We start from the raw sequence: 25,786 nt of genomic DNA, 5'->3' as shown, positions 1-25,786 counted from the left end.
AACAGCTCCTTGGAAACGAGAACGCAAAAAAAGATTCCGGGCCTGCGCAGTTGAACTGAGCCGTTCCTATCGAGCCGAACTTACCCGGACATACGGTTTTGGACGCTGCGTTAAAACAACGCCGCGACACCTACCCTTTACCAGAGACATAAGGGGCAGCATATGCAAATCAATAAGGCATTGGAAGGTGGCGTAGCAATACGCGATGCCGAAACAGCGCTAATGTTGAAGGTCAAACTTCGCGTTATTCCGCTCATCATCATCTGCTATCTGTTCGCATGGTTTGATCGAATCAACATCAGCTTTGCGAAATTTCATCTGCAGAAGGAGCTTGCGCTGAGCGATACTGCCTACGGCCTGGGTGCTGCCCTGTTCGTAGTGGGGTACGTTGCCTGCGAAGTTCCGAGCAATCTGTTTCTCTTTCGTGTCGGACCGCGCAAATGGATCGCGCGCATCATGATCTCGTGGGGCATCGCCACGGCGTGCATGGTCTTCGTTCGGAGCGAGACGCAGTTCTACATTGCTCGCTTTATCATCGGCGCGATGGAGGCGGGTTTCGCACCAGGCGTACTCTATTACCTTTCGACCTGGTTTCCTGCGAAGCATCGCGGCCGAGTCAGTGGGCTGCTTTTTCTCGCCCTGGCGTTCTCCGGCGTCGTCGGTGCACCTTTGTCGGGTTTCATCCTCTCGCACTTCGATGGCTTCATGGGCATGGCCGCATGGCATTGGATCTTTCTGATCGGTGGCTTGCCCTGCGTGCTGCTGGGGTTCGTGGTGCTCTTCCGCTTTGACGATCGTGTCGAAGATGCCAAATGGCTCAATGACGACGAGAAGATTCTTTTGCGGTCCAAACTCGATGCCGACGCGAAGAAGGCCGAAAGCCACTCGTTTCTCGGTGCGTTGAAGTCGAAGGCCTTCCTGATTCTGGCGCTGGCGTACTTCCTCGTTCAGATCGCGTCCTACGGAATGAACTTCTGGATGCCACAGCTCATTCGCTCGTCGGGAATTAAAGACCCCTCTACCATCGGTCTACTCACAGCCCTCCCGTACTTGTTTGGTGGCATCGGGATGCTCACGATGGGCAAGCTGGGCGATCGTTCTGGGAATCGTCGAATGGTTTTCGCAGGTTGCATGCTGCTCACCGCCTTAGGCTTTCTTGGCGCGGGCATCTTCGCGAAGAACCCGGTTGCGCTGGTCGTCGCCCTGATTGTTCTCGGTACGGGCATGCTGACCACGATTCCGGCGTTCTGGACACTCCCGCCTAAGGTTGTGACCGGTGTGGGTGCTGCGGGCGGTATCGCACTGATCAATTCGATCGGGCAATTGGGCGGCATCGTCAGCCCTGTGATGGTCGGCCGTATTAGCGATTTGACCGGAAGCACAACTCCTGCGCTCTACACGATCGTCGCATTGTGCGTGCTTTGCGCAGCGATCGCTATCTGGGCCTTCCCGGCTCAACTTCGAGCCAAGGACGTCTAAGCCAACTCGGAACGACAGCCTTGCCGTTAGGGCGGGGCTTCCTTTTCCCCGAGCTATTCGTCCACTGTGTAACAGAGCACGCCTACGTTGAAGGAATGGAACAGATGCGTTTCGATCCCGCTGCCGCCGCGGCCCACTTGGAATGGTCGTGGCAGACCGGGCTGGGGCTTGGAGACTTGCCGCCCGGATCAAGACCCAGTTCGCTGAGTGGCGGCTACGCCGCACAGGCGCTTTTTGTCGAGCGTATCGGCGAGCCAGTGATTGGATGGAAAATCGCGGGTGCCTCGCCGCGCGGACTGCGCGGCGAGTTAATCAACGCTCCTGCCACCGGGTGCTTGGTCCAATCGCGAGTCCCCACCTTCGGGCAGCATCCTCAATTTTCGCGTCGATAGTCGTGCGACGCTTGAAACCGAGGTTGCTTTTCGCTTCGGTCGCACGGTTTCTCCTGCAAAAGAAGCGTTCGATACGTCAATGCTTGATCGTGCTTTTGTTGCCATCGAGGTCGTGTGTAGCCGATACATCGACAGGAAAGCAGTCGCACAGCCTAGCTTCGTTGCCGATAACCTTGGATTCCACGCACTAATCTGCGGCGAGCAAATCCCCTTTGCAGATGATTGTTCCTTTGATGAGGATGCGGGCATCTGGCGCAACGGTGAGCGTATCGCATCAACGCTTAATGGCGATGATCGAACTCGGCCGTTTGAATCCCTTGCGTTCCTTTGGAAGGAGTTCGCGCGCCAAGGTCGGACGCTGGAAAGAGGAGCGATCGTGACAACCGGCACCCTGAGTGCACCGGTAGACTGCACGAGCAGCGCAAATCTGACAGCACGGTTTGCGGACGCCACCGTCGGTGTGGCGCTGAGATTTTCGTCGGATAACGCTCAAGATGACGACGGCAACGTTCGCAACAAAGGTGTACTGAAGTCAAGAGTCAATGTTGAGCATTACGACTGGCTCAATGGTGCATCGCCGTTCCCGCAGTCCGAATTCTAGTGGTAAGCCTTTGCGATCAGCCGCCACGGCGCTTGCTTGATAACTGGGTCAATTCCTTCCGGGGCGCGGGAGAAGCTAGTCGGAATGCAGGCGTGCCAAGTGGCTGAATCGCCTCTGATACCGGCCGTAGAATTCCACTTATCGTGACCGTCTGCAAAGGGTGGCGGATTCAACCGGTGGATGCAATAGTTTGCTGGAATCGTTAGACGCCCGTCCGCTCATCCTCTGATCCTGTGCGAGGATCGACCCGTCTGATGTCCGGCGGCAGGAGCGGCGGCATAAGCCGTGCCATTGCCGCCGCGCAAGCCGGTATAACATGCGAATAGCGCAGAATAGGATCGTGAGCATCTTCAACCGCGCGTGAGAGGAAGTGGCGCCCGATTTCGGTCGTTATGGCCTACGCGTTAGCGACAACCTTGTTGCAGAGAGCCAAATGAAGAAAGGAAAGACGAAACTTACCCGCCATGATGCTGAGCGCCTTTTCGAGGGTCTGCCTAATGGGAACGTGAAAGTATCGAGCCGGCCAGAGAACCCATTCGATGCAGGGGTGTTCGACGAGGTCGAGCGCGTCGACGACGAAGCCAAACTCTGGAAAGACAACCTCATTACTCTTCCGATGGCGATCGAGTTGCCTGCTGCCTACGAGTCGGTATCTCGCATGCGCGAGTCGATGGCGAGGGCATGGCGGGCGAAGTGGGTAAGGGAAGGTAAAAACGGGGTTGTCACTGAGTTTCCTGAAGGTTGGACAGCCGTTCGCCCGGAAAGCGGACCCATAGAGTTGCGAGATCCGTCCGGCGTGGTCCGCGCCATATACGGGTGGGCCGAGGATGCTGAGCTCAGGATTCTGCCGCGGTATCTGGTTGAGTCACAGACGAACAGTTCAAGCGGACTGGGCAGCTTGCTCGTCCGTGATCGCGCGAACGGTCGAGTACTTGAGAGGTCGTCGATCTGGTCGGCTCAAACTGGTACCAACCATCCCGATTGGGCCCGGTTGTCAGAGTGGCTCAACTTACACTATCCACAACATCGCGACCCGCTTCGGTACTGGGAAGATTGCGAGGAAAATCTCCAACACTGAGCTACTTTTTGGGGACTCTGTTCACGCGTCTGCTGCACCCAGGGTGACGGGGGCGAAAGGAGGGCTCACGGCTTGATTGAGCTTCCGAGCTCGGCCACATTGTCGTGACTCGGCGTTGGCTTCGCGCGTATGCCATCGGCACCATGCCGAACTGGACACTAACGAAATCCGGCAATTGATTGTCAAGCTGATCCGAAAGGGCGCGATCCTGGACGCTAACCACAGATGCGCACGCGGTTCGGCTTACACCCGCTGCCTCATCCAGCATGCAATGCTCATGCGGTCGCGCGTGGCGGGCAGCACCTCGTGTTCAAACTCCGCCGAGAGAAACAAGAGCAGCGTTCCGGCGCGCGGAAAGACGTCGTGATAAGACTGATCGGCAAGGTATAGCCGCAGTGCGCCGCCCTCGGCGTCCTGCCACGCTTCGTTGAGGTAGAACACAGCGGAAATCACGCGGCTGTCGCTGTTACGCAGGCAGTCGAGGTGGCGTGCGTATCCGGCACCTGGCGGATATATCGCGTAGTGTGATTCGCTATCGACCAGACCGAGAAACAGGTCGCGGTTGAGCGCGTTCCGTAGCGCGTCGATGCGATCGGCGAACGCCTGCTGCCGCTTGCTCAGCGCGTCGGGTTGGAACCAGTGCGTGCTATCGCCGCGCAAAAGTGTGGCAGCGCGATTGGCCCCCACACGGGCTGGTGTCAGCAGCTGCGCGTCGTGCATGGCCATGCATTCGGTCGATAAGGCCTGCGTCTGGCTCTGTGACAAAAAGTTCGACACGACACACCAGCCGTCGACGGCGAGCGCGCGTGTCGCGATGTCGAATTCGCTGGATCGGGAATTCGACGCGACATCGATTGCCTCGTCCGGCGCGGCGTCGCCGATCAGGCAATCAACCAGCAATTCGATTTCCGCTTCAATCAGGGGGTGTTCCAGAAATGCATCCGTTTTATTTGTTCTTCCGCTGGCGGCTCGATCGAGTACTCGCTCGGGTCTGCTACCAGCTGGTCAAAACCATCAAGCGTTGTCGGGGGCGCGTCGAACGCGGGCATTGACACACGCCGGACCCAGGAGGAAGAGCCGGGCCGAGGTGGTCGATCTGTTGGGACAACCGCGCAGTCTACACGAGTGGGACGAAGGCTGAACGAGCGACCACGAAAGACCCTGGATTACGAAACACCGGCTGAACGATTCGATCGAACTATTGCATCGACCGGTTGAATCCGCCAGGTTGACGCTAGCGGCCAAACTTCTTTAGCCAGCTCACCGGAAGCCCGTGCTTTCTGGGAATCTCCGCGTTTCGTTTCGAGGTTTGCCGCGGTCCGGTTCGACCGCGTCTGACATTCATACCTTTCAGGCGGCTGGTTGCGGCTTCGACCAACGTCGTTCGCACCTGCACGCGGGTCGCTTCGTCAAAGATAGAACTCGCGATCTCGTCGATCGCTAGTGCAATGAGCGCATCGCGCTTTTCCGGCTGTAGTTGCAGCCAGGGGCCCCACGGATCGATTGGAATCGGCCTTCCGCCAAGAACTAGCGAACCACCTGCGTCATCGGCCACACCCCCGAGAAGGCGCCCTACAAGTACCGGCAACGGAAAATGCCACCATGGCCAGCTCGTCGTGGGTGACAGCATGAAAGCCGTCAAAGTGCCGTTCTGCTTCCCCATCCCGATGATCTGTCCGCTAGCGTTGATATCGAACACAACCTCCAGATGCCATCCGGGATCCGAAATCAGCTTGTCCAGAAGCGTCGTCGTCCCGTTTTGATAGAGAAAAGCTCCAAAATGAAAGCCGTTGTTTAACGACGGATCGTCAAACACGCAACTGCCGACCACATCACCACTGTTGTTGATTGCCGTTGCAGTACCCTCGGCTGCTCCAGCGGGCAGCGGGATAGGCTGAAAGACCGGCGTCGCCTGCCGTGTGTCGCACGTTCCCGGAACGGCCTTGTATGTGGGCGGCGTGCCGGCTGCTCCGCAGGCTACCCCGGCGTCGTTAATGCCGTACGCGCTTTCCATCGCATCCAGCATCTTTGTGGCGCCGCTCGCGACGCTATGTACTCCCGGCTTCCCGGAATCACTAAAGCCAACTGCTTCTCCCTGGTTGTTTATCACGGCAAGATTAAGCGCCGGAACAGTGGCAACGAGACGGTTTGCGGGCACGCTGAACAGGAAACCCTCTCCGTTAGTGCCGCCGCCGCAAACGAGCCCCTGATCGTTGACATCGGCCGCCCATGAGATCGGCCCGACCAGGTTCGAGAGGTCAGTCACATTCCCGGCGTCGACGATGATGGCGGACTCGGTTGCGTAGTTGTCCGTTGTCATGCTGCCCACAGCGATAAGGCCGTCGTTGATACCCCAGAGGGTCGTGTGATTCGGAGGCGCAAGGGTAGAGGTAAGCCAGCCGTTTAGCCATTGCGCGCCAACCGGCCGCGATTGCCCCTCGTCGTTCACAAATGTGGTTCCGGCTGCCTGACCATCATTACCCAATGAGTATGCTTCCGCGCTCACGGGGGCGTCAGGATCAGGTCCCAATATTGGCAACAAGGAATACATAGCGTCCTCCATCGCCCGAGAACCGGGCATCATTCGCCTGTTTCAGGAAGGCACGGTGAAGTGCCGCAATGAAATGCATACTGAGACCGATTGTCCTCGGTGATGTCGCGACCGACGTTAGGCATCCGTGCGAGGCCGTTTCGGAGAAACAGCCCGACAAGGCGCAATCAACGGTTCTGCTCAAAGACGACGGGTGGGGTAACCGACTCATTTACATGGAGGCGGAATATATCCGGACGTGCGTAGTGCCCTACGACATCGAAGTCGTATTTTCCCCTCGCGAGGTCAGCGAGATCCAGTTCGTGAACAAGCAGGGCGTCTTCATCGAACACGGGCCCGGCAAGCACCTCTCCTAGTGGTCCCACTATGCAACTGCCGCCACGCATGAGGACGGTATCCGGATTGTTGCCCTGGACGGCAGCATAGTTGTCCGGCGCATCGCGGCGCCGTAAATGCCGACACGCAGAGAGCACAAAACAGCGGCCTTCCATCGCAATGTGCTGCATTGAAGCAACCCAGGTGGGCCGACTGTCCGCTGTCGGCGCGCAATAAATCTGTATTCGCTTCGCGTACATGGCCATGCGCAAAAGCGGCATGTAGTTTTCCCAACAGATCACCGCACCCAGCCGACCGAAAGGCGTATCAAATACGGGAACGCGTCGACCCGTCGCCAAACCCCCAGATCAACCGCTCGGCCGCTGTGGGCATCAGCTTTCGATGTTTTCCCAGCAGTATTCCATCGGGCGCCAGGAAGATGACAGTACAGTAGAGCGTACCGCCGTCGCGCTCAATCACACCGACGATCAGGTATTGCCTCAGGTCGCCTGCGATCTGCGCGATTCGATTTGTCCACACGGATGGCACCTCGATGGCGCTGTCAAAGTACCGGCGATAGTCCTCTCTGCCTTCAGGCGTCCTCTCGCCGACGGGAGCGCCGAAATGCAGTCCCTTGGGATAGGCGGATACGAAGGCTTCCGGGAACACAATCAATTGCGAATCGAGTTTCGACGCCGCGACTACGTCCCGTTCGAGCTTGGCCAGCGTTCGTTCGACATCGAACATGGCCGATCCCGTTTGCATGACCGCTGCACGCAGAACTTGCTCCATTCTGACCTCCGGTTCAAAGGCGTTAGTTCACTTTATTAAAGAGCGAGAATTGGTGCGCGCGTAGATTTTCTGGCCATGGTTCAGATCTCACATCGTTGAACGCCCGTCAGCCCGTCTCTACGCCCTTTTCAGCGGATGACAAAGGCAGGTGGATTGATTCGTCGAGTCCGGCAACTGCGCCGAAGGACCCAGACACGTCGGAATGTGGGCAGAGAAAAGTCGTGATCGTGATGTGGCGGCAATTTCAGTTTAGACGCGGCGGTACTCCCTGCTATATGCCATTCGCCATATGCACAGACGGCTCGCACAAGCCTTTCGACGCTGGATTTGCCTGTGTAGTGGGGCACGCTTGTCTCATCCGCGCCCTTGAATACGGAAAAACAGACGTTGCCGTTCACGCCCGCTTCGCGCGACCTTCATTTGAAGTGGCGCTCTCGGCCATGTTCAGCCGGTCGCCCGCTCACTCGGCCAGACATTCAAAAGTCGCTTTCATGCTGAAAGCTGCCGCTCGCTTTGCTCCGTGACCCGGAAGAGGCTTGCCGTTGAACCTCCGACTATGGGTTGTATGCGCTTCCGTCGACAACAGTTAGTCCAGGCGGCTTGGCGAGTATTCGCATCGCTGCTGCAGCGAGCGTCTTCGATGACCTGCATGAGTGCCTCGCAGGAGAACGGCTTGTGCAGATAGACATCGAAGAGCCGGGCAATTTCTCGCTGACTGACAGCATCTCCCGTCATTGAAACGAGGAAAGCCGCGGAGCGAATCGGCGTTTCCCTCAGCGACCGTGCGACAGACTCATTGTCCTCAGGCTTCGATCGGATTCTAAGCCTCGAGGACATCGTACAAACACGGGATACGGAGGCGGACCGCATGTGTCGCGATCTAACCCACAGCGCCAGACGGAGAGTTGGATCCGACCCACCGGTCGCAGCGCGCATGTCTGTCTACCAATTCGCACTGGTCGCCATTAAAAATCCAATATTTTCAATTAGTTGTGTGATCGCTTACCGCGGTGCCACCGTTTGGCACGCACTTTGCCTTGATCCTCATCGAGGAGTATCTACACCCTCAAAACAAGCTCTGACATTCCTGACTGACTAATTTACCCTTGGAGAATCGAAATGAACGCGCTGGTAATCAAAGACCTCCCCGTAGTCGTTGAGATGGATCGTACTGCAATGACCGCCGTCAGCGGCGGCAGGTTGCCGCAGCAGATCGTGAACATCATCCAGGCCGTTGGCGACTATGCAAATGACGCTCCTACCCAGCACAGTTTTACTGGCAGTGGGACTTCTGTGACGTACTAACAGAAACACGGTGATTTCGTAGCTCAAGGCCCCGCCAACGAGGGGCCTCTTTGAATTCGCTTCCGGTGACTTTATCTGCGCTGCCCCGATACCGACCGTTCCGCTTCAATTCGACGGGTTGTTGTGAGCGTGAGCATTCTTTCTGAGGGCATTACGACCGTCTTCTTGTTCACGATCGATGAGGTACTAGGCTTCCGGTTCCTCACCAGGCGTGCTCAACTTTTCTCCTCGTAAAACAACGGACTCCCACGCGGACCGCGGACGCGAAACACCATGACGACGCAGGTCCCAGCACCTTGTTGGCTTAAGCCGCCGTCGGTGTGGCGACCGGCCAGCGGCGGCTAAGTCGAATAGTTGTTCCCGAAAATGCCACTTGAACGTACGGACCGGTCAGTTTTCTGCGAGCGAGAGCGCGCACCGTGACTGGCCGTTGAGGGTCGGTCTGAGGCATTCACATAGGTGGGCCGAGTGTTTGACTCGGCCCTGCCACCACCGGTCATTCGACACTGACGCCTGAATCGCTGATAATCGGTAACTGCCCGCCGTTATATCCCTGAGTCTTGGTCGCAATCATGCTCAAACTCGCCTATCTGTTTCTCTCGATCACGCTCGCCACCCCGCTCTCGGCCCTAGCGTACGGTAGTGATAATCCAGACTACGATCAATGCATTCTGCATTCGTTGGGAAACAGTCAGAGCAGCTTTGCGGCTCGCCAGATCAGCAACTCGTGCGACGCGATTTACAGAAATGGCGCAATGCTTTTGCCGCGCGAAAGAGCGTATCACCTGTGTGTCCTGCAAAATGTGCAGACCGTGAGAGGAGCATTTGCGGTCAACGAGATACTGCATGCATGCCGACGTCAAAATCAGATGTAGGACGGACGCCATTGACGATTGCAGCCCTGAGATTCGCAAGATTTAATTTCGATTGCGTTCATTGACCTCGCCCCGTGGAGACGTGGCGAGACACTGGCACGAACGGCTGCTTCCGGAAAATGCCAAGGTCCGCTTCGGGTCCGACTGCTGCCCGACCCGAGGCATCAATGGCGGAGCACGCCGTCAGCTCATCGTCGGACCGGGTGCGGCCAGTTGCTGACACTCGCTGGCGTACGCGCGCGGACGCTAGAACGGCTATTCCGCTCAAGCAACGGACCTTCGCGCATAGTAAGGCTCGTTGTGTCGTTGGCACCGCGAACACGGTGAACGCAGTGATCTGCATGTTACTTCATCGTGGCTCACTCCTTTCGAACTCGTGAGCGTAAGCGCGGATCTGGCTGAAGAGCTTTTCATCGCCGAACGCCTTCGCGGCCATGCCAAAGGACAAAATACCGCGATATATGTAGTTCTAGAGATCGTCCGCGTGGTCTTGCCACAACGGGCTTCGGCGCATTCCTGCCATATGAAACCTCGCTGGCCCACCTCCATACATTTCCATCAGATGAGGTGACGCGCCGTGGATGTAGCCAGAATACGTTTTATGGATGGTCTGCATCGTCGTGGAGGCCGTGCTTGGGTCCGCGTCGGCTGCTGGGTTTTGGGCCAGGTATGCGTGGATTCGCGCCCGTGGAACATTGCCGCGCTTGATTCTCGTTTGAACAGGGCGAGTCGGGTCCTCAAACTCTTCTTGATAAAAGTTTTCAAGGAACGTCCTATGCAGCTCGGTCTCGCCATACACCATGCCGAGTGAAAGAAAGTTTATGTCTTGTTCGGCTTCATCAATCATTCGGTGCATCGCGGCCTGCTCCCCGATGAATCCGTGCGCAAGTAGCAGTCTAGCCGCCCTAAGTGAGCTAACTACTCGGGCCATTTTCTGCACGATTGCCTGAGGTGTGCCTTTGTCGGAATACCGAAAGCCGATAGCAGTCTTGCCGACAGTAACCATCTCCGGTTGGGGAAGGCGTTGGGCGAGACGATGGACGGTGCGTTCCATGTTGCCGATTGCTTGATCGTACAACTCCTCAAGGGTCATCTCGTCTGGCTCCCGGTCGCGTGTCATCAAACGCTATTCCACGATTTTTTGGTGTAGTCGGTTATCACGCTGACTATATCGTCTTTGGTGCGGGAATATTCGAACCAATGGACACATTGTCATTGCTTCCTCGATTTCTTCGAATCCAGGGATTATATGGCGGCGGCTACCCAAAACCCGTCATTCGCCGCGAGTGCAATTGAGTTGCCCTTATGGGTCGACCTCTGCCCGACGCGGACTGATGAATGGCGGCTCACTCGGCGTGTTAAACGTCGGACTGGGTTCGGCCACAAGCCGCCGTTGGTCGATGCCTCGATATACACGTTCAGGCGTATCTTCAAGCCTGCAAACGGACTTTCGAGCGTTGAGTCCGTCTGTCGCGAGACCGGCCTTTGCGGCCGTTGGCGCCCCGTCCGATCGCAGCCTGTCCAATGGCTTCTCCCGAAAACTCGGAAGACTGAGGTCGAACTGTTTTCGACCGTTCGAGACTACCGTGACCGGGGCTCGTTTCTCGATACCTGGCATACACTCGTTCGGCGATAGCTCACGATTCGTCGCGCACCTCTTGGTGAGCCGCCTGCCTGGCTGTCGGCCACACCCGCTCCTCAAATTGATCAGACGGAACCGGCTCCGAATACAAAAAGCCTTGCGCAAAGTCACAACCCACGGCGGCGAGAAAATCACGTTGATCCGTCGTCTCGACCCCCTCGGCAATAACCTGCAATCCCAACTTGTGAGCGAGCATGACCATTGCTTCGCAGAGCGCCTGATTGCCGCCGTCGAAACCGAGGTTCTGTACGAATGAACGGTCGATCTTGAGATAATCGATGTCGAAGCGCTTCAGATAGGCCAAGGACGAGTAACCGGTCCCGAAGTCGTCGATCGAAATCCCGATTCCTGCCTCGCGGAAACTCAGCAACTTCTCGTTCAATTCGGCGTCCAGTAACAGCCCTTCGGTTATTTCAATTGCCACGCTCTGTCTAGGCATGCCTTGCCGAATGAGGTATTCCGACCATTGGATACACACCAGATTGTCCTGGCGAATCTGCACCGGTGAAATGTTCACACTGATCTGAAACGATGGATGGAATCGTCGGCGCCATTGACGCGCCTGGCGCACGGCCTGTTTGAACACCCAATCGCCGATCGGAACGATGAGCCCCGTGTCTTCGGCCAATGCGATGAAATCCAATGGACTGATCGTGCCGCGCACAGGGTGCAGCCAGCGAATTAGCGCTTCAGCTTTATAAATTTCGCCAGTCGCCAGATTGACGATAGGCTGGTAATAAACACGGAACTGTTCGACTTGCAGGGCGGTACGTAGATCGCTCGTGAGACGCTGGCGCTTTTCTGCCGCCACTTGCAACTCGGGCGTAAAGTAGTGGAAACGGTTGCGCCCCGCGGCTTTCGCCGCGTACATGGCCTGGTCGGCATTCTTGAAGAGAACATCCAGTTCTGTCCCGTCGTCAGGGTAAAGCGTGACTCCGACACTCGCAGAAATGAAAGCCTCGTCCGGACCAAGCTTGAAGGGTTGGGCCAGCGCGGCGATGATCGTCTTCGCGATCTGTTCGATGCTCCCGGTGTCGTCCAACTCGGGCAGAATCACCGTGAACTCGTCACCGCCAAGTCGAGCGACCGTGTCGAATTCACGCACACACGAGGTAATGCGCCTCGCGGCCTCGATCAGCAGGATGTCGCCCATATCGTGTCCGAGCGAGTCGTTGACCTCCTTGAAGCGGTCGAGATCGATCAGCATCAAGGCCATCGGCCGCCCGGAGCGATGGGACACGCCGGCTTCGTGCTCGAGACGGGCATGAAACATCTGGCGGTTCGGGAGATGGGTCAGCGCATCGTAATTAGCCTGTTTCCATATCGTTGCCTCGAATGCCATCCGGTCCGACAAATCACGACCGACCGCCAACACGGAGTTCACCTCGCCCGACGCGTCGATCTCTGGAGTGAGCCTGATATGGCTGCACTGTTCCTGTCCGTCCTTACTGAGCCATCTCAGTTCGAATTGGCGACTTTTCCCGGTTGCAATGGTTTCGCTGATCTTCTTCTCGTAAGCCAGCGCGTTAGCACCGCCCGGTATCTCTGAGGGCCGTTTGCCGAGCGATTCGCGAAGGCTGCGGGCCGCCGAGACACAGAAGGCCGGATTGGCGTAGGTGCGGCGCAGCTCCCGGTCGTAGCGCGTGATCGTGTCAGGTGAATTCTCGATCAACGTGCGCGACTCCTGCTCTTTGGCGACGAGCTCGGCCGTTCGCTCGATGACCGTCTGCTCCAAGGTAGCGTTGATCTCGTTGATCTTCTGGATCTTCTGCCCGATCGCCGCACTCATTCGTTCGAACCTGTGCGCCAATCTGCCCAATTCATCCTTTACGCCAATCTCACTGCGCGCGTCCACCGATGCCTCCGCCTCTGCGCCTGCATCGCTACCGGTGTCGTCCATCCTTCGCACCAGATCTTTGAGCGGTACAGAGATGCTGTGTGAAATGAAGTTGGCGAGGAAGATCGAAAGCAGAAACCCCGAAATGCCCACCAGTATGATCTGATCGCGTACGGACTGTGCCTCCGCCGTCAACTTCTTCTCCGGGATCGTACTGACCACAAACCATTTTGTGCCGGCGATACCCGTGTATGCAGCGAGATATCGGTCGCCATTCTTGCCATGGAAGTCGACGAAGCCATTTGGCTCGCCGTGCGGATCGGCGTTTGTGATTCTTTCGAGCAGACCCGGTTCAGCCTTTCCGTCGGTGCTCATTGAAGAGCCGTCGGCACGAACAATCAGCTTGTCGCTGCTGGCGTCAAGTACATAGATCTCCGTTCCACTGCCCACGGCGACGTCATTGAAAATCGATGAGAAATACTCGGGGCGAATCACTAGAACCAGATTACCGATCTGTCGATTGTCGCTCTTGCCGATGATGGCGCGCACCATCCCGAGATCTTGCTGACCGGCCCCGTTGTCATAGCTGCCCCAGTAAGGCCGGCCATTTCGATCGGGAGCCTGTTGGACCAGATGCACCACACTTCGCGTCAATTGCGCGAACGCCTGGGTGTCCGTGATCCGGTTGTCCTTGTCGAGCAAATATTTCTGATTGATGAAATCAACCGCGCCGTAGTGCTCCAGGAGCAGTCGGGTCAGATCCTGGCGAGCTTCGCTCTGCTCCTTTTCATTGCCGTGTGCGACGCGGGTCAGCGCGTCTTGAACCTGATCGGAGAGCACCAGAAGACTGCTCTCCGTCTCGATCTGCTCCATCCGCAACGAGATGTTTTTGGATACCTGTTTGACTACCTCTTTGGAAAATATCTCCGCTTTGTGCTTGAACTCTGCTGTTGACTCCACATACGAAATGTAGCTGGAGACAAGTATCGGTATCAGCGAAAGCAGGATAAACGCGGTTATCAGCCGGTAGCGAATTTCGACCCGGCGCAGCAGATCCAACGAGAAGTAGGCGAATGCGCTTCGCAGCCAGGCGATCAGTGGGCTCATTTGTAGTGCATCTTCGCTTCATTCTTAACAGACTCGTCCAGGAGTTTTGCAGCCTGCATTGGCGTTATTTTCCTGAACAGCACATCCTGTATCAATCGATGCAAGCGCTCGATGGAATTGGAAGGTAGAAACGAATAGTACGGGCTGCCGGTCACAGCATAGCGACTGACCATGTTCGTGTAGTCGACAATCTTCTGATCGCTCACCACCATGCCCGGGAACTGCTTGAATGGGGAAATGTTCTGGCGCTTGATCTGGAGGATGGAAAACCCCTGCCCAGCGACGAACTCGAGAAAACGCATTGCCGCGGCCTTGTTGGGCGTTTCCGACACCGCAAACCCGGTTTCGCTGCCGATCACGGGCACCACCTGCTCGCCTGGCGCGTTCCAGGGCGGGATGAGCACGCCAACTTCAAACGGATTGCCGTGCAGCAACAGACCGGCTGCCCAACTACCGTGAAAAGCCATTGCGACTTTGCCCTCCTTGAATAGCCGTATGCCATCATCGTAGCCAGTTGTCATGAACGATTCCTGTACGAAACCCCGTTCCGGCATCAGCCTGATCTTGGCGAAAATATCCGCTACCTCGGGGGTGTTCAAATCCAGCGTGCCATCGCTGATTTTGTCCTTCCAGTCTGGCTCGCGCGCAACCACATTGTTAGCAAAGCCTGAACTGAAGGGGCCGTTGCCGAGCATATTTGGGAAGCCGCCGTTCCACATTATTGGCGTATAGCCCGCACGTTTGAGCTGTTCGCAAACCGCCAGGAATTCGTTGAAATTGGTCGGCAGCTCTCTGATCCCCGCCTTCGCAAACATGTCCTGGTTGTAATAGATCAAAGTCGTAGCCATTCCCCCCGCTATTCCAAAGTGCCTGGATTGGCGACTGGTCCAGTCTTTTTTGAGAGGATCGAGCATGTTGTTCCAGGCGGCTGTCTTGCTAACGTCGGCTAGGAGCCCTTGATCGGCCAGGTCGGCCGCGTAGGCATTCGGATTGATACTCACCAGATCGGGCAAGTTGCCGGAGGCGATCCGCGGCTTGATATTTTCTTCCACCGAATTGCCAATCATGAACTGCACATCCACGTGTATGTCCGGATTCAGCTTGCTGAATTCGGCAGCAATCTGAAGCATTTCTTCCGGCCAGTCAGGAGCCCAGATCAAGGCGGTGATGGTGGTACTGGCCGGCCCGCTCGTGTTCGAAGAATCGTGGTCTCGCTGATGGCAACCGCACAACGAGAAAAGAATGAAACAGGCCAAGACCGACAGCAAGGAGCCAAACTCAGTGTTGTCGCACGTGGGGTTCACTTTTTCAGATTCGGCTTGGATTGGGCGGCCCTCGGCAGAGGCTATGGGCGCATTCGACGGCAAACCGGTGAAACTTTCATCGCGGTCGAATCACTTGCATAACCATGGCGGCGTCCCTGCAGCGGTCAGTTGTGACGAAGCCCGGCATGCCGCTGCGCATTTCATCACAAATCTTTCTCGCTGCCGGCCGATCTTTTGTCATCGACGACGCCTATCGATCGGCACCTGAATGTCTATAAAACAGGGCTGCTTAGAGCTCTTGACGGGTAGGCACTCACACGGCATATCGGCAACAGACGCAGATACTTTAACTGAAGGGAACGCCTGTACTTCCGGTCGTCCGCTCAGGGCCGATGACCCGCCGAGCGACTGGCAGGAATGGATCGCCGCTGTAGTTTGGAAGCTGCCGAATATGTGGTGATGGGTTCACGGTCGGCTTGGGGTCGATTTGAGGCAATCGCGGACCACCTTACTCCTGCAAGGGATGTCGACCGCCCGGATCAATCACGAACTGTGCTAGCAGTCGTTCACCGACCTCGAATAGTTTTCATTTCCTGTGACACCGGCCACACGTCTACGCGTTAACCCTAAAAGTTCCGTCGCTTTATATCAATTTTAGCAACAAACATTACCTACCTCACGACTTACTCTGTCCAGTTCGCCAAATTACAATGCAATCACTGACTACGAACAAGCAAGTTCGCAGCAAGATAAAACCCTGAACTGGAGGTAAGTATCATGAAATCGCTGATTCAAGCCGTTGTCATCGCCGTCGCTGTCGCCGCTCCGGTCGCCGCGTTCGCGCAAGCCAACCAGCCCGTGACCCGCGCTCAAGTGCGCGCCGAACTGATCCAACTGGAAAAGGCCGGCTATCAACCTGGTCACGCCGACCCGCACTACCCGGCTGACATCCAGGCTGCGCAAGCCCGCGTCGACGCGCAAAACGGCGTCGGTCAAGCCGCTACCGGCTTCGGTGGTGTGGTGAGCGGTACGTCGCAAACGAGCCATGCGGCTCCGACGAGTGGCCCGAAGTCGGTCTACTTCGGTCAGTAAGCGGTAGGTGGCAGGCGGTTCGTCAAGCGCAGCTGTGTGGCCACGAAGCCCTACGGCGAAACGAACCGCGAGCACTTCCAAATAGCGCGTCCTTGCGACGCGCACCCCGATTCAAATGAACTGGCCCGCGACTCGGGTATCTCCGAGCGCGGGCCAGTTCGTATGTGGTTACCTCCGTCATCGGGCTCCCGATGACTTCGCCCAGGCCTTCACGGTCTGGGCGCTTTTTCGCGCCGCTCTGCGTGCGTCGCGATGAATTCTCAGCTGCCCGCGCTCAGTCGCGTGCGATCAGATTGCCGACCTGGCCGCGCCCGGTCACGAGGCAACTCGACAGGAAGCTCTCGCTCTGCGCGCTCGCGCCAGCGTCACCAAAGCCCTTTTTCAACGCGTCCGATTTGACGAGCGCCGCGCCCTGGTGACACGTAATCGTGCCGACCTCGCCCGCCTGCGCACGCATCAACGCCCGATCCGCCATCAGATAGCCAAGCAAAAGCACCAACGCAATATTGAACGCTTGTCGCATGGGTCGCCTCCTTTTCGAAGAGACTAACGTGAAGCGCGAATGCAGTGGCCTGGGGCTTTCCCGATTGTTGAAGATTCAATGATCCAGAATAAATCGCGGCTACTGCGGGCGATTCGTAGTGCATTGAAGCGATTCAGTTTTATTCGATGCGCGTGACTGTGCGCGCAACCGTAGGCGTTTACGCCTACAGCCGAGTTTCGATCCGCGCGATGCGGCTATTGATCGCATGGCGCACCAGCGCATTCGACGGCACCAGCAGCAGCGATGACGCGATGATCCGATACACGTCATGGCGCGTCACCTTCGACACTTTCGCCGGATCGAGCCACGCGTCGTTATCCGCGAGCAGCAGTAAGGTGTCGAGGCCGATGAGGATCGGCCACAGGCAGGCGAGCCGCAAGCGCACCGCGCTCACCGGAATCGCGAGCGTATAGTCGAGCGCCGCGCGGAAATGATCGAGCGTCTTGCGCAGCAGTTCGACGAGCAGCGGCCGCGCGCGCATCGAATTGGCCGGTTGCAGCAGATCGCGCGCGCTCAGACCGTGGCGCTCGAACATGCTCTGCGGCAAATAGCAGCGGCCGATGCGCAAATCTTTTCCGCAATCGCGCAGCACGTTGGTCATTTGCAATGCCTTGCCGAAACGCACGCCACGCTGCTTCATCGTGTCGGGTTGTTCTTTCAGCGTGCCCGGCATGTGCGCGTAAGTCATCGTGGTCCAGAATTCGCCGACGCAGCCCGCGACCAGATACGTATAGCGATCGAGTTCGTCGTATTCGCGCAGCGCCGCGATCTGGCCGGAGCGTTCGTCGGGGAACGTGCGTAGATCGAATTCCATGCCCTCGGTCAGCGTCGTGACGATCGCGCGCACCGCGTGGCGGTCGGACTCGCTCAGTTGCGCGAGCACGTCGAGCGCGGGGCTCAACGATTCGAGCAGCAGCTTTTCATCCGACTGCGCCTGCTGACCCGCGACTTCCGCGGCGATGCGCTGGAACGGCGCGCTGTCGACGGCCACGCCATTGACCTGATCGCGCAACGCGAGCAGCAATTCGAGGCGTTGGCCCGGCGCGATCAGCGAGGTGTCCGCAATCGTATCGGCCGCGCGCGCGAGCAGATACGCAAGGCCGATCGGATCGCGCATGCCGATGGGCAGCACGCGCAGCGTCAGATAGAAGGAGCGTGAAACGCCTTTCAGGAGCGGGCCGAGAAGAAAGGCCCGGGTCGGATTCGGCATGGGTTGGATCGGTTGGCAAATAGGCGGGGGAAAGCCCGCTGGGATCAGGCGCTGCCGAATTGTATACGGCGAGGCGCGTCACCCGGTACACCATGAACCAGCATCAGAAGCCGTCCGCCGAAGCCGGCGCCACTCGCAGCCGCCGTTCGAACCTGCACCTGACCTATGTGGTCGGCAGCCTCGAGCGCAGCCTGCGGCGCCGTATGAGCGAAGCGCTCGCCTTTCCGTTTCATTGCATCGGTTTGCAAGTTCGACCGGCCACCGCACTTCACTCCCCCTCATACCGCATGCACCGGGCTTCTCGCCGCCGGCCTTTTTCGCCCTCTCACGCCGCCCTGTCGAGCACATGCCGTTCGCCGAGCACGCGTTGCCGGATAGACTCCCCGCATTTCACGCCGCGGGACACTGTCGCTCGCGATCGGGAATGGGGATTGCTGCCGCAACGGGGTTGAGCACAGGACGGTTACGACCAGGCCGTCGCTTGCACTTTGAACGACACATCGACAATGACTACCGACGCATCCAACACGTCCCGCCCGTCCGACGCGGCGCGACCTAACACGGCCCGGCCTGACGCGGCCCGACGCAATGTCGAAACCGGCGTGCCCGGTTTCGACGAGATCCTCGGCGGCGGTCTGGTGAGCGGTGGCGTCTATCTACTGGAGGGCATGGCCGGCGCCGGCAAGACGATCCTGTCGAGCCAGATCGGTTTTCATCGGGTGCGGCAAGGCGAGAAAGTGCTGTACATGACGCTGATCGCCGAATCGCACGACAAGCTGCTCGGTCACCTGAAAGGCCTGAGCTTTTTCGACGAAGCCGCGGTCGCGCAGCAGATGCTGTTCGTGTCCGGCTATCACGAGCTGATGCAGGACGGACTCGACGGTTTCCTGAAGCTGATCGCGTCGAGCATCTACGACTATCGGCCGAGCCTGATGATCATCGACGGCTTTCGCAGCGCGCGCGAATTCAGCGAAACCGAGCTGTCGCTGTCGAAGTTCATCCACGAGCTGAACGCGCTGGTCGCCGCGATGGACTGCACGACACTGCTGCTCGCGCCGCTGTCGGGCAACGAGTCGCATCCCGAGCACACGCTGGTGGACGGTCTGATCGAGCTGAACAGCTATCACGACGGCATGCGGCGCGCGCGCGAAATCGAAGTGCACAAGATGCGCGCGCGCGATCATCTGATGGGCAAGCACTTCTTCCGCATCGCCGGCAGCGGGCTGCTGATGTTCCCGCGCCTCGAAGCGCAGTGCGCGGAGCAAGCGGGCCCCGTCGATCTGAAAGCACGGCTCGGCTTCGGCTTGCTGCACCTGGACAACCTGCTCGGCGGCGGCTTTGCGCAAGGCGCGACGACCACGCTGATCGGCCCGTCGGGCGTCGGCAAGACGCTGCTGTGCTTGCAGTTCCTCGCGGCCGGTCTCGCACGCGGCGAGCGTTGCGTGTATCTCGGCTTCTACGAGAGTCCGCAGAGACTCATCGGCAAGGCCGAAGCGGTGTCGATCGCGCTTGCCGATGCGTGGCAGGACGGTCGTCTGATGGTGCTTTGGCAGCCGGCGATCGAACTCGCGGTCGATGAAATCGCGTCGAAAGCGCTCACCACCGTCAAGCAGACCGGCGCGACGCGCATCGTGATCGACGGCGTCGAGGGCTTTCGCGATTCGGCGTTGCGTACCGAGCGCTTCGGCCTGTTCCTCAATGCACTGCTGCATCAGTTGCGCGAAGCGACCGTCACGACGCTCGTCACGGAGGAGCTGCCGCTGTACAGCGATCCGGGTCACGCGAAGGCCGTGCGCGTGTCGGCGCTGACCGAAAACCTCGTGCTGCTGCGCTACGCCGAGACCGAAGGCGGACTGCGGCGCGTGATTTCGGTGGTGAAGCAACGCGAAAGCGCGCACGACACGTCACTGCGCGAACTGTCGATTTCGTCGCAAGGACTCGACGTGATCGACGGCTCGCCCAGCGCCGCGGGCATCCAATCGACGCCGGGCCTGTCGGCCACGCTGCAATTGGGGCGAAAAACCTAGCCGCCCATGAAAACCATTCTGGTGGTGGACGACGAGTTCGACATCCTCACGGTGTGGCGGCTGCTGCTGGAACGACACGGCTATGCGGTACGGACGGCGTCGAACGGCTCCGTCGCGCTCGAACTGGTCCGTTCGAGCCGGCCCGATATCATCGTGTCCGATTGCATGATGCCGGTCATGTCGGGCCTCCAGTTGTGCGCGACGCTGTATGAGGACCCAGAGCTGCGCGAGATTCCGATCATCCTGTGCAGCGCCGCGTCGGACATTCCGGTGCAGCCGAATCCACATTTTGCCTACGCGCGCAAGCCGCTTTCGTTCGACCAGCTGCTGGCGATGCTGGTGCGCATGGGCGGTTGACGGCCGCCCTTCCTCCCCCGCCTTCTCTGCCCCTTTCCCCCGCTAAAACACAGCTTGAGACGCTCGCGCCATTTGTCGAGCGTTTGCAGCGTTCTGCGATTCTCCGTGGCCTTTTACAGTAGGCCATCGATCGCGCATGGCCAGCAACCCGCAGCGCGACGCAACTTTCGGAGGTCGTCATGAACAGCAATCGTGGTGCGGTTCCCGCTGGCTTCTTGAGCATCGCGGTGGGCTCGTTGGCGCTGGCCAACCTGTGGCGCGTAGCAATCCGCCTGTGGCACTTGCCGGCCGTCGCCGGCAGCGTGGTGACGATCGCGGCGCTCGCCGTCTGGGTCATCATTCTGTTCGCCTACGCGCACAAGTGGTTCGCACGGAGCGCCGACGCACGCGCCGAACTGGACCATCCGGTGCAGTCTTCGTTCGTCGCGCTCGCGCCGATCTCGACGCTGCTTGCCGCGCAACTGCTGCAGCCGTACGCGCATACCCTCGCGCTGACGCTGTACGGCATCGCGGCGATCGCGCAACTTGGGCTCGGCGTCTATCTACAGGGCAAGCTGTGGCAAGGCGGCCGCAAGCCCGAACTGACCACGCCGGCGATCTATCTGCCGACGGTCGGAGCGGGCTTCGTCGCGGCGGCGAGCTCGGCCGCATTCGGCTTCCATCAACTGGGCGAGCTGTTTTTCGGCGGCGGCATGCTGGCGTGGCTCGCGCTCGAATCGATGATCCTGCATCGCGCCGCCGTGCATGAACCGCTGCCCGAAGCGCTGCGCCCGACCCTCGGCGTGCAACTCGCGCCGCCAGTCGTCGGTGGTGTCGCGTATTTGAGCCTCACCAGCGGCACGCCCGACCTGCTCGCCTACGCGCTGCTCGGCTACGGTCTCTATCAGGCGCTGATGCTGCTGCGTTTGCTACCGTGGATCCGCCAACAGGCATTCGTGCCCGGCTACTGGGCGTTCAGCTTCGGCGTAGCGGCGTTGCCGACGATGGCCCTGCGTCTCGTCGAACGCGGCGCGACGGGTCCGATCGAATTCGCCGCACCGGTTCTGTTCGTGGTGGCGAACGCGATCATCGCGATTCTGGTCGTGAAGACGCTTCAACTGCTCGTGCAAGGCAAGCTGATGCCGCCCGTGGCGGCGAGTTCGACGGCGGCGGCGCCGGTCACGCAAGTCACGACGGCCGCGCGAATCGCCCGGGTTCAATAAGCTGCGGGCAGCGACCGAACGCGGCGGCGACGCGCAAAGCGTCCCGCCGCGTTTTTGCGTTTGTGTCAGAACCCGTGCAACGACACGACGATCAACGCAGCCGCGACGATCGCGACCACGTCCTCGATCAACGCCGCGGGCGCATCGCGCCCGAACATGCTGGCGAGCGAACTGCGCACCTTCGCGCCGCCGAGCGTGCCGATCACCGCGCCTACCGCGCCGACCACCGCGCCCACCACCCCGACGATCATGCCGCCCGCCAGGCCGCCGTGCGCGCCGCTGATCGCCGCGCCGCTCAGCGCACCGAGCACGATTCGCGCGCCGAACTGCAGCGGCACCTTGCGGCTCGGCGTTTCGGGCAATTGATCCGTGATCAGTTCGATGACCGCCAGCACGGTGAAGATATACGGCGTGGCCGCGAAGCCGAGGAAGGCAAGCGATGTGCCTTGCAGCGGCAGCCATCCCAGACGCGCGGCCCAGCTGACGGCGGTGGGGGCGATCATCGAGCGAAGGCCGGCGACGACGCCAATCAGCAAGGCCAGAACATACACGGACATAGCGGACTCCCGATCGAGGGCAATGATGCAAGGTTGCACGAGCCGACGGCTTACCTGGACGAACGTCGGCAGAACATGTCGAGCATTCCATCTGGACAGTCAACTTCTCACCACCTACATCGAGGCAATCCGTGGCGGCCGTTCACCGTTGCTCACAATTGCCGGCTCTTCATTGCCGACTCGCCACCGCGCGTCTGGCGCGGCGCCGGGCATGCGATTGCCCCCGTCGATGTGGCCCTAGTGTCGCACAATTCGACTAGCGAATAAGAGACAGGGAGTCGGCGAAGTGGGCCGATGGTGATAAGTTAGTCCACTCACAAGAAAATCTTGTATCTGCACCATGAGACCGTATCTTCCGCTCAACGCGCTACGCGCGTTCGAATCGTCCGCGCGGCATCTGAGCTTCACGCGCGCGGCGCAAGAGCTGAACGTGACCCAAGCCGCGGTCAGCCAGCAGGTGCGCTCGCTGGAGGAGCGGCTCGGCACCGCGCTATTCAAGCGTTTGCCGCGCGGCCTCGCGATGACCGACGAAGGGCTCGCGTTGCGCCCCGTGCTGTCCGACGCGTTCGATCGTATCGAGGCGGTGCTCAAGCAGTTCGACGGCGGGCATTTTCACGAGGTGCTGACGGTCGGTGTGGTCGGCACGTTCGCGGTCGGCTGGCTGATGCCGCGCCTGAAGTCGTTTCGCGACGCGCATCCGTTCGTCGAGCTGCGGCTGCTGACCAATAACAACCTCGTCGACCTCGCGACCGAGGGCCTCGATTTCGCGATCCGTTTCGGCGACGGCACGTGGCCCGGCTCGCTCGCCACCAAACTGCTCGACGCGCCGCTCGCGCTGCTCTGCACGCCCGAGATCGCCGCGCGCCTCGCGCGGCCCGACGATCTCGCCAACGAAACGCTGCTGCGCTCGTACCGCATGGACGACTGGATGAACTGGTTCGCGGCCGCGGGCATCGCGCCGCGGCCGGTGCGCGGACCGGTGTTCGATTCGTCGCGGTTGATGGTGGAAGCGGCGATACAGGGCGCGGGCATCGCGCTCGTGCCTGCGTTGATGTTCGAAAGGGAGATCAATACCGGGCGTCTGGTGCGCCCGTTCGACGTCGAGGTCAAGGCGGGCAGTTACTGGCTGACCTGCCTGAAGGGCAAGCCGATGACGCCGGCGATGTTGCTGTTCAGTCAGTGGCTCGCCACGGAAGCGGCCACGGCGGGTCACGCATGAGTTTCTACGCGGCCGTGCGGCAATACCCGTTCATCGCGGGCCGCTCGGCTTGCGGCGGGAACACGTTCCACGAACCGTCGCCGTGGCGGAAGAAGAAAATCGACAGCAATCCTTCCGGCTTCAACGCCTGCACACATACATAGCGTTGCTGTTGCGACGCGTGATGGCAGAACCGCACCACGCGCGCGGGCATCGACGGCGTGGGCGCGAGCCATTTGTCGACGGCCCAGTGCAAGCTTTTTTCTGCGGCTACCATGATGTTCTCCTCGAATCCGTCCCGTTCCCGACGCGCTGCGTTCACGCGAGTTGCGCGAGTTGCGCCACGCGGTGTTCGTTCCTCGCCCCGCTCTCGACAAACGCCTTCACGAGGCACAGCAGTGCGCGCATGCCCGTGCTCGGATGGCGCAAGCAGCAATGCACCTGTTCGCTGCGGCTTTCGCCGAGCAGACACCACGCGCAGAAGTGTTCGCAGTTGTTGGTCAGCAGGCGATAGCGGTTTTCGCCGAGGCGGGAGCGCGCGCGGCGCACCGCATCGGCGCCGACGTAGATCGCGCTCGGCGTCGCGCGAACCGACAGCGAATGGCCGGCGGCGAAGCGCGCGAGTTCGACTTCCTCGACCGGTCCGGGATGCGCGGAGGCCGCAAAGCCCGAGTAGTGCACGACGCGGCCATTGCCGACATAGATGCCGTGATGTTCGTAGCCGTTGCGTTGCGTGACCAGATGTGCGCCGATCGGCAGATCGATCGTCGATGATGCGGTGTCGCAAGCGGCTGCGGATTGCGGGTCGTCGTCGCGTGTATCGAGCGTTTGGCGTGTTCATGGCTGGCCTCGTTCGCATTTCCAACACTGTTGCGACAGCTTTTGCATCATCCGGGCCAGGCGCCGGAAAACCCCTGTTTACAGGGTTGACGGCTGATCGAGCGGTTTTCTGAAGAGGTAGATGTCAGGACGGGACCAACAGAAATCGCGCTGATCTGTTGGTGTGTGACGCTCATTTGCGAGCCGTGTCGCGGGTTGATTTCAACCGAATGGAGAACCCGTGGGACCCCGCTGAATGTGTTGGGTCTCACACCTGTTCGAATGGGGGCTTGTTGGCCGCGAGCCGACCGATCGCGTCGACCGCGTTCGTGGTAAAGCCGCGCAAGCCGCGCCAGTCAATGCGCCGCGGGCTTCGCGTCGAATCCGCCCCCGATTGGCATGGCCTTTGCGCCGTGTGGTGCAGAGTCCATTCAGCCGCGCGCATTGCGCACGCGGCCAACCGGAGAACGACATGTCCTGCATCAAATTGAACGACCTCTCGCTGAACCTCGCGCTCGATCGCAAAGCGATGGCGGCGATTCGCGGTGGCGGCGGCGCGCCATGGATCTATGGCTGGATTCAGCCGTACGTGCCGCAAACGCCGAGCATTGGGCCGGTGGTCAATCTGTACGAGGTCTCCAACAACTTCTATGCTAACCAGATGATCAACCAGTTCCAGTCGGTCGACGTACGCAATACCGGCGCGAACGCGAACCTCACCGTGTCTCCGGACGCACGCAACCGAAACGATATGGTGTAGCCGTTGTGACATGCGAGAGCCAATTTCGCTGGACGTCGTCCGCGCGTTCCGACACGGGACGGGTCCGCGAAATCAACGAAGATGCCTGCCTCGACGAGCCCGAAGCGGGACGCTGGGCTGTCGCCGATGGGATGGGCGGTCACGCGGTCGGCGACGTTGCCAGCCGCACCGTGATCGACGCGTTGACTCAACTGGCGGCGCCGCACGGCCTCAGAATGCTGATCGCCGATGTACGCACGCGTCTGCAAACCGCGAACCGTCAATTGCGCGACGAAGCCGCGCGCCGCCAGGTGCAGCGCATCGGCAGCACCGTGGTCGTGCTGCTTGCATGCGATCGCTTCTGCGGCTACGTGTGGGCCGGCGACAGCCGCATCTACCTGTACCGCGCGGGGCAATTGCGGCAACTGACGCGCGATCACAGCCAGGTCGAGGAGCTGCGCTCGCTCGGCGTCATCACCGACGAAGAGGCGCGCCATCATCCCGCGCAGCACATGATCACGCGCGCGGTCGGGGCAACGGATTCGCTCGAACTCGACGAAGACGCGATCGAAGTCGCCGACGGCGACGTGTTCCTGTTGTGCAGCGACGGTCTCAGCAACGAACTGAGCGACGACGAGATCGCCGCCGTGCTGACCACGGCGGAGCGCGAAAACGCAAGTTGCGAACTCGTCGACCTCGCGCTCGCGCGCGGCGGGCGCGACAATATCACCGCAGTGGTCGTCGAAGCGCAGGACCCGAATGCCGCGGACAAGACCTTGCTGAACCCGGCGCCTTGATGATC

Annotated in this window: 23 protein-coding genes and 1 pseudogene; 13 read left to right on the top strand and 11 right to left on the bottom strand. The window is 59.6% G+C overall.

Annotation, left to right across the window (positions count from 1 at the left end; genetic code table 11):
* The first annotated feature begins 162 nt into the window (after positions 1 to 162).
* The 3 genes from OKW26_RS05935 to OKW26_RS05925 all read left to right on the top strand — a co-directional run bounded on the left by OKW26_RS05935 (position 163) and on the right by OKW26_RS05925 (position 3,550).
* Positions 163 to 1,479: an MFS transporter gene (locus OKW26_RS05935; RefSeq protein ID WP_429352975.1), complete on the top strand. Its 1,317-nt coding sequence runs from the start codon at positions 163 to 165 to the stop codon at positions 1,477 to 1,479.
* A 471-nt stretch (positions 1,480 to 1,950) separates the two neighbouring features.
* Positions 1,951 to 2,472 (top strand): hypothetical protein, encoded by a 522-nt coding sequence (locus tag OKW26_RS05930; RefSeq protein ID WP_429352974.1) that lies wholly within the window; start codon positions 1,951 to 1,953, stop codon positions 2,470 to 2,472.
* A gap of 433 nt (positions 2,473 to 2,905) precedes the next feature.
* Positions 2,906 to 3,550 carry a hypothetical protein gene (locus OKW26_RS05925; RefSeq protein WP_429352973.1) on the top strand — a complete coding sequence of 215 codons (645 nt, stop codon included), beginning with the start codon at positions 2,906 to 2,908 and terminating at the stop codon, positions 3,548 to 3,550.
* Positions 3,551 to 3,793: 243 nt separating this feature from the next.
* Here OKW26_RS05925 and OKW26_RS05920 read toward each other — a convergent pair whose 3' ends face one another.
* The 3 genes and pseudogenes from OKW26_RS05920 to OKW26_RS05910 all read right to left on the bottom strand — a co-directional run bounded on the left by OKW26_RS05920 (position 3,794) and on the right by OKW26_RS05910 (position 7,208).
* Positions 3,794 to 4,276, bottom strand: a complete 483-nt coding sequence (locus tag OKW26_RS05920) for a 2OG-Fe(II) oxygenase (RefSeq protein WP_429352972.1) — start codon at positions 4,274 to 4,276, stop codon at positions 3,794 to 3,796.
* 508 nt (positions 4,277 to 4,784) lie between these two features.
* A complete protein-coding gene (locus OKW26_RS05915) occupies positions 4,785 to 6,101 on the bottom strand; it encodes a hypothetical protein (RefSeq protein WP_429352971.1) in 1,317 nt (438 codons plus the stop codon).
* Between the two features lie 167 nt (positions 6,102 to 6,268).
* A pseudogene (locus OKW26_RS05910) lies at positions 6,269 to 7,208 on the bottom strand (nitrilase-related carbon-nitrogen hydrolase).
* 1,119 nt (positions 7,209 to 8,327) lie between these two features.
* Here OKW26_RS05910 and OKW26_RS05905 point away from each other — a divergent pair.
* A complete protein-coding gene (locus OKW26_RS05905; protein ID WP_184061621.1) occupies positions 8,328 to 8,513 on the top strand; it encodes a hypothetical protein in 186 nt (61 codons plus the stop codon).
* 572 nt (positions 8,514 to 9,085) lie between these two features.
* The gene (locus OKW26_RS05900; protein WP_184046296.1) at positions 9,086 to 9,388 is read left to right on the top strand and encodes a VF_A0006 family four-cysteine protein; all 303 of its coding nucleotides are present in this window, start codon (positions 9,086 to 9,088) and stop codon (positions 9,386 to 9,388) included.
* Between the two features lie 469 nt (positions 9,389 to 9,857).
* Here OKW26_RS05900 and OKW26_RS05895 read toward each other — a convergent pair whose 3' ends face one another.
* The 3 genes from OKW26_RS05895 to OKW26_RS05885 form a co-directional block, all read right to left on the bottom strand.
* Positions 9,858 to 10,508 carry a hypothetical protein gene (locus tag OKW26_RS05895; protein ID WP_429352970.1) on the bottom strand — a complete coding sequence of 217 codons (651 nt, stop codon included), beginning with the start codon at positions 10,506 to 10,508 and terminating at the stop codon, positions 9,858 to 9,860.
* 517 nt (positions 10,509 to 11,025) lie between these two features.
* A complete protein-coding gene (locus OKW26_RS05890) occupies positions 11,026 to 13,974 on the bottom strand; it encodes a bifunctional diguanylate cyclase/phosphodiesterase (protein WP_429352969.1) in 2,949 nt (982 codons plus the stop codon).
* Positions 13,971 to 15,206: an ABC transporter substrate-binding protein gene (locus OKW26_RS05885; protein ID WP_429354183.1), complete on the bottom strand. Its 1,236-nt coding sequence runs from the start codon at positions 15,204 to 15,206 to the stop codon at positions 13,971 to 13,973. The genes OKW26_RS05890 and OKW26_RS05885 overlap by 4 nt, the downstream gene beginning before the upstream one ends.
* Before the next feature lie 10 nt (positions 15,207 to 15,216).
* Here OKW26_RS05885 and OKW26_RS05880 point away from each other — a divergent pair, with 10 nt between their 5' ends.
* Both OKW26_RS05880 and OKW26_RS05875 read left to right on the top strand, forming a co-directional pair.
* Entirely contained in the window at positions 15,217 to 15,507 is a 291-nt protein-coding gene (locus OKW26_RS05880) for a hypothetical protein (RefSeq protein WP_429354251.1), read from the top strand.
* Between the two features lie 509 nt (positions 15,508 to 16,016).
* Complete coding sequence (locus tag OKW26_RS05875) at positions 16,017 to 16,331, top strand: DUF4148 domain-containing protein (RefSeq protein ID WP_184024579.1); 315 nt, start codon at positions 16,017 to 16,019, stop codon at positions 16,329 to 16,331.
* Between the two features lie 274 nt (positions 16,332 to 16,605).
* On the opposite strand, the gene OKW26_RS05870 is transcribed toward OKW26_RS05875, so the two are convergent.
* Both OKW26_RS05870 and OKW26_RS05865 read right to left on the bottom strand, forming a co-directional pair.
* The gene (locus tag OKW26_RS05870; protein ID WP_129961873.1) at positions 16,606 to 16,854 is read right to left on the bottom strand and encodes a hypothetical protein; all 249 of its coding nucleotides are present in this window, start codon (positions 16,852 to 16,854) and stop codon (positions 16,606 to 16,608) included.
* 184 nt (positions 16,855 to 17,038) lie between these two features.
* The gene (locus tag OKW26_RS05865; protein ID WP_429352968.1) at positions 17,039 to 18,085 is read right to left on the bottom strand and encodes a phytoene/squalene synthase family protein; all 1,047 of its coding nucleotides are present in this window, start codon (positions 18,083 to 18,085) and stop codon (positions 17,039 to 17,041) included.
* A gap of 506 nt (positions 18,086 to 18,591) precedes the next feature.
* Here OKW26_RS05865 and OKW26_RS05860 point away from each other — a divergent pair.
* The 3 genes from OKW26_RS05860 (at position 18,592) to tehA (ending at position 21,671) form a co-directional block, all read left to right on the top strand.
* Positions 18,592 to 20,112 carry an RAD55 family ATPase gene (locus OKW26_RS05860; RefSeq protein ID WP_429352967.1) on the top strand — a complete coding sequence of 507 codons (1,521 nt, stop codon included), beginning with the start codon at positions 18,592 to 18,594 and terminating at the stop codon, positions 20,110 to 20,112.
* A 6-nt stretch (positions 20,113 to 20,118) separates the two neighbouring features.
* Complete coding sequence (locus OKW26_RS05855; protein WP_184061613.1) at positions 20,119 to 20,469, top strand: response regulator; 351 nt, start codon at positions 20,119 to 20,121, stop codon at positions 20,467 to 20,469.
* 179 nt (positions 20,470 to 20,648) lie between these two features.
* Positions 20,649 to 21,671: a dicarboxylate transporter/tellurite-resistance protein TehA gene (tehA, locus tag OKW26_RS05850; protein WP_429352966.1), complete on the top strand. Its 1,023-nt coding sequence runs from the start codon at positions 20,649 to 20,651 to the stop codon at positions 21,669 to 21,671.
* A 65-nt stretch (positions 21,672 to 21,736) separates the two neighbouring features.
* On the opposite strand, the gene OKW26_RS05845 is transcribed toward tehA, so the two are convergent.
* The gene (locus OKW26_RS05845) at positions 21,737 to 22,228 is read right to left on the bottom strand and encodes a DUF4126 domain-containing protein (RefSeq protein ID WP_090807556.1); all 492 of its coding nucleotides are present in this window, start codon (positions 22,226 to 22,228) and stop codon (positions 21,737 to 21,739) included.
* A gap of 340 nt (positions 22,229 to 22,568) precedes the next feature.
* Here OKW26_RS05845 and OKW26_RS05840 point away from each other — a divergent pair, with 340 nt between their 5' ends.
* Positions 22,569 to 23,447 carry a LysR family transcriptional regulator gene (locus tag OKW26_RS05840; protein WP_184061611.1) on the top strand — a complete coding sequence of 293 codons (879 nt, stop codon included), beginning with the start codon at positions 22,569 to 22,571 and terminating at the stop codon, positions 23,445 to 23,447.
* 4 nt (positions 23,448 to 23,451) lie between these two features.
* On the opposite strand, the gene OKW26_RS05835 is transcribed toward OKW26_RS05840, so the two are convergent.
* Entirely contained in the window at positions 23,452 to 23,703 is a 252-nt protein-coding gene (locus tag OKW26_RS05835; protein WP_184061610.1) for a hypothetical protein, read from the bottom strand.
* A gap of 41 nt (positions 23,704 to 23,744) precedes the next feature.
* Positions 23,745 to 24,191: a lecithin retinol acyltransferase family protein gene (locus OKW26_RS05830; protein ID WP_429354182.1), complete on the bottom strand. Its 447-nt coding sequence runs from the start codon at positions 24,189 to 24,191 to the stop codon at positions 23,745 to 23,747.
* A gap of 526 nt (positions 24,192 to 24,717) precedes the next feature.
* On the opposite strand from OKW26_RS05830, the gene OKW26_RS05825 reads away from it, so the two are divergent.
* Together OKW26_RS05825 and OKW26_RS05820 are read left to right on the top strand one after the other, a co-directional pair.
* The gene (locus OKW26_RS05825; RefSeq protein WP_090807566.1) at positions 24,718 to 25,005 is read left to right on the top strand and encodes a hypothetical protein; all 288 of its coding nucleotides are present in this window, start codon (positions 24,718 to 24,720) and stop codon (positions 25,003 to 25,005) included.
* 5 nt (positions 25,006 to 25,010) lie between these two features.
* Positions 25,011 to 25,781, top strand: coding sequence for a PP2C family protein-serine/threonine phosphatase (locus OKW26_RS05820; protein WP_429352965.1), 771 nt, complete (start codon positions 25,011 to 25,013; stop codon positions 25,779 to 25,781).
* The last annotated feature ends 5 nt before the right edge of the window (positions 25,782 to 25,786 follow it).

It is taken from the genome of Paraburkholderia sp. 32, from assembly GCF_050435345.1.
Lineage (GTDB): Bacteria > Pseudomonadota > Gammaproteobacteria > Burkholderiales > Burkholderiaceae > Paraburkholderia > Paraburkholderia tuberum.
This window is presented reverse-complemented; position numbering and strand designations above follow the sequence as displayed.